We start from the raw sequence: 4086 nt of genomic DNA, 5'->3' as shown, positions 1-4086 counted from the left end.
CGCGCGCTCCTTTCCTGCCCCCCGATCAGGGGCACCCAGTGCGGATCAGTCAGCCGCGCTGACCGCCACCCCAGCTTCCGACCATCTCGTTCTAGTGCGGATCAGCCGCGATAACCGCCGCTGATCTCCGGGACCAAATCGTTGACGGTCTCCTCCGTGTTCTCCCCGACTTGGTGATAAACGCCCAACTTCTCGCCCTGGAATCCGGCCCCGTTACCCAGTTGAACGAAGACCCCGAGCACGATATCCCCGAGGAGGTGCATCACGAACGCGCGAAACTGCTGGCTCTGCTCGTCGTCCCCCGCCCACCGGCCCTCGGCGAGGAGCTTTACCACGTCTATCGTCCCAACCAGCTCATCCCTGAAATCCCCCAGCAACCCCACCCGCTGGGCCAGGGCATCCCCGTTGAAGGTGATCACTTCTGCACTCATGACGCCGCCCTCCCCCGCTGCCGGTCATCCTTGCCGGAAGCCAGGCCGATGACGCCCTCGAAAAGTTCCTCCATGGTCGTGGCCGACCGCGCGACGTCGCCGAGCCCGGCATGGTCGGCCAGCAACTTGGCGGTACCGGCCATCGTCTTCCGCTCGGCGCCCTCGCGAGCGGTACGCGCCGTCGTCACGATCAGGTCGGCCAGCTCGGCCGGTGCGAGTCGCCGGTAGGCGTCCCCGTTGAAGGTGATCCGGGTCAGCTCGCCCTGCCCACCCACGGTCACCGACAGCACCTTCTTCTTGTCCTCCACAGTGGTCTTCGACCGGGCCACGCGCCGGCGTACCCGGTCGGCCTCGGCCTCAACCTCATCCAGGGCCGCCCGCATCTCGGCCAACAGTTCCTCGTCGCCCAACATGCTCATCCCGTTACCTCCTTTGCCATCTCACGGCTGGTCCGTAGCAGCGGGTTCACTTCGGCGAAACAATGTTCAACGGCCCCGGTACCGGCGGCGCTCGTCCTGGGTGCCGGGACGCTCATCAGGCGTGTCGAACTCGTCGTCCTCGACCCGGGTGCCACGACCGCGCCGGCCGATCACCGCCGGCGCACAGTCGGGGTCGGTACCCCAGACCTTCTCGTCCTCCTTCAACCAGGTGCTGCGCTGACGATCACGCTCCTTCCCCTGGTGGGGGGCGCCGCCCATGCCCGGCATCATGGGGGGCATGAACGGCATACCGCCCGAGCCAGGCTGCGGCATGGCAGCGCCGGCGACCGTGCCTGTGGGCACGCCGCCACCCGAGCCGGCCCCACCCGAGCCGGCCCCACCCGAGCCGGCCCCACCCGGGCCGCCGACGGGCAGCCCCAACTTGTCCGGGCTCAGCGCCCCGGCCGAGCCGGACACGCCGGGCACCGACGACAGGCCGCCGGTACCGACCTGCACCCCGGGCATGTGCGGGAATACGGCCGCGCCGGGTTTGGTGACGTTGCCGAGCACCGGGGGGGTGATGCTCCCGCTCGCGCCCGGCGTGGGCAACACAGCCTTGCCGTCGACCGTGGTCGGGAACAAATTTCTGTCCACCGGCGCCGTCGGCCCGGTGTCAGGCCACTGCAGCTTGCCCGGCTCCCTCAGCCCCGGTACGGATCCGCCCCCGCCAGACTGCCCCGACGGGTTGGGCAGCCCGAGGTCCGCCCGCTGGGCGTCGCTGATCGGGATCCGGTCCAGCAGCCCGCCCTTCTGCAGCGCGGCAAGCTGATCCGGATTGAGCTGACCGAGCTTCGTCGCGCCGTTCGGCGCCGCCATGCCGTGCTCCCGCAGGAAAGCGGCCTGCTCAGGACTGAGCGGCACGTTGTTCAACAGCCCGTCCGAATCCAGCTGCCGCAACTGGGCCGGCGTCAGATCACCCAACGCCTGCGGCTCGGGCAGCCCGAGGTTCGCCCGCTGGGCGTCGGTGATCGGGGTCTGGTCCAGCAGCCCGCCCTTTTGCAGCGCGGCAAGCTGATCCGGATTGAGCTGACCGAGCCTCGTCGCGCCGTTCGGCGCCGCCATCCCGTTCTTTCGCAGGTAGGCGGCCTGCTCAGGAGTGAGCGGCACATTGTTCAACAGCCCGGCCGAATCCAGCTTCCCCAACTGGGCCGGCGTCAGATCACCCAACGCCTGCGGCTCGGGCAGCCCGAGTTTCGCCTGCGAACCGCTGGTCGGAAAGCCGCTGCCCGGGCCGCCGGTGAACGGATTGTCCACACCGGCGCCAGCAGACGGCTTGACCGACTTTTGGATCAGATTTCCTGGAGAAAGAACGCCCGCGGCAAGTGGACCGCCCGCGCCACCATTGGTGAACGGATTGTCCACACCGCCACCAGCCGTAAAGGCACTGCCCGGGCCACCATTGGTGAACGGATTGTCCACACCGCCACCAGCCGTAAAGGCACTGCCCGGGCCACCATTGGTGAACGGATTATCCGCACCGCCACCACCGGCGGTAAAGACACCACCCGGACCACCATTAGTGAACGGATTATCCGCACCGCCACCACCGGCGGTAAAGACACCACCCGGACCACCATTAGTGAACGGATTATCCGCACCGCCACCACCGGCGGTAAAGACACTACCCGGACCACCATTAGTGAACGGATTATCCGCACCGCCACCACCGGCGGTAAAGACACTACCCGGACCACCATTAGTGAACGGATTATCCGCACCGCCACCACCGACAAAGGCACTACCCGGGCCATTGACGAACGGATTGTCCATGGCGCCATTGGCGAACGGGTTACCCATGCCGCCGCCGATGTTCGCGAAGGGATTACCCATGTTCGCGAACGGGTTACCCATGTTCGCGAACGGGTTGCCCATGTTCGCGAACGGGTTGCCCATGTTCGCGAACGGGTTGCCCATGTTCGCGAACGGGTTGCCCATGTTCGCGAACGGGTTGCCCATGTTCGCGAACGGGTTGCCCCAGTTGGCGAAGGGGTCTGGCATGTTCCCGAACGGATTGTTGGGGAAGCCATTGGGCATCGCCCCGACGTCGTTGGGCATCGGCAGAGGTGCTACCGGCTTCGGGTCGGTGATGCTTATCGGGTTGCGCGCATCGACGAACACCGACATGAGGGTCTTCGCCGCGGCCAACGCCGGCTCGAAGGCTTCGAGGGCGTGGTTGGCCCACATCTGGCGCAGATGCTGGTCCAGCTTGTTCCACTCGGGGACGCTGAAGGCCTCGAACGGGTGGTACTTCACCCACGCCGGCGGCGTCCACAGGACGGGCTTATCTGGTTGTTTTCCTCCACGTGTTGGGTTTTGTTGCAGCTTGGTGTTGGCGTACTGCTGGCCCAGGTCCCAGGCGTTCGACTGGCCATCGTGCAGGTCGCCATACTGGAGAGTGCTCTCGTTGAACATCCTGGCGATGAGCCGGTACGGGTGCTGCCAGGTGCCGCTCGGGTAGATCTTGTACCACCTGTCGAAGGTGTCCTCCACCGCGTGGATGAAGTCCCACATCGCCTGCTGGACCTGGGACAGCGTCGTGTCCCATATTTTGAACTGGGGATCGACGTCGACGAGGAACTTGTTCGCGTTCTGCACCCGACGGATCCAGGCCGATTCGGCGGAGCCTTTGAATTCGGGGTTCTTGACGTTCACCGACTTGATCTGGTCGGTCAGCGAACCCGAGATCCCCATCGCGTGGGTCGTCAGGTTGCCCAGGATCTCGCGAAGGGACCCGATCGAGTCCGGGTCGAACGCCTTACCCGGTCCGGCCACCTTGGGCAGGTCGGCGATCAGGCGTTCCCACGCATTGCCGAGCCTGACGACCGGGTTGCCAGCGGCGTTGGTCACGTCCCCCGGGTCGGTGGTGTTGTGCGTCTGCCCCTGAGGCGTTCTGTTGTTGGTCACGCCCACCCACACCGTCAGGCGGGTGACGTGCTTCATCGCCCCGTCCTGCCTCCACTTGTAGAAGGTGACGGCGTCCTTGTCGTAATCGGGCATGTAACCGCCGACACGGGTGTGGTGGCTGATCTGGTTGACCAGCCAGTAGCCGGGGCCCTTGATGGTCCGCGGTCGGTACTCGTTGTTGATGGAACCTTCTTTCCCGTCGCTTCCGCCGCCGAGTACCAGCCCCAAAATGCTTGCTAGCGCGTCCTCGAACGTCGCGATGTTCGTCATCA

3 protein-coding genes are annotated in these 4086 nt (G+C 65.9%); all 3 read right to left on the bottom strand.

Annotated elements, in window-relative coordinates:
• Window positions 1–101: 101 nt before the first annotated feature.
• A complete protein-coding gene (locus tag ABGB16_RS20975) occupies window positions 102–431 on the bottom strand; it encodes a hypothetical protein (protein WP_347669790.1) in 330 nt (109 codons plus the stop codon).
• Entirely contained in the window at window positions 428–850 is a 423-nt protein-coding gene (locus tag ABGB16_RS20970; RefSeq protein ID WP_347669789.1) for a YbaB/EbfC family nucleoid-associated protein, read from the bottom strand. The genes ABGB16_RS20975 and ABGB16_RS20970 overlap by 4 nt, the downstream gene beginning before the upstream one ends.
• 66 nt (window positions 851–916) lie before the next feature.
• On the bottom strand, window positions 917–4084 hold the full coding sequence (locus ABGB16_RS20965) for a hypothetical protein (RefSeq protein ID WP_347669788.1): 3168 nt from the start codon (window positions 4082–4084) through the stop codon (window positions 917–919).
• Window positions 4085–4086 lie beyond the last annotated feature (2 nt).

This window comes from Micromonospora sp. B11E3, assembly GCF_039871625.1.
In the GTDB taxonomy this organism is placed as follows: domain Bacteria; phylum Actinomycetota; class Actinomycetes; order Mycobacteriales; family Micromonosporaceae; genus Micromonospora.
The sequence above is the reverse complement of the archived record's forward strand: the minus strand, read 5'-3'. Positions and strand labels throughout refer to the sequence as shown.

Coding starts and splice junctions, on each gene's coding strand:
- ABGB16_RS20965 (WP_347669788.1), bottom strand. CDS start 4,084: ATGACGAACATCGCGACGTTCGAGGACGCGCTAGCAAGCATTTTGGGG.
- ABGB16_RS20970 (WP_347669789.1), bottom strand. CDS start 850: ATGAGCATGTTGGGCGACGAGGAACTGTTGGCCGAGATGCGGGCGGCC.
- ABGB16_RS20975 (WP_347669790.1), bottom strand. CDS start 431: ATGAGTGCAGAAGTGATCACCTTCAACGGGGATGCCCTGGCCCAGCGG.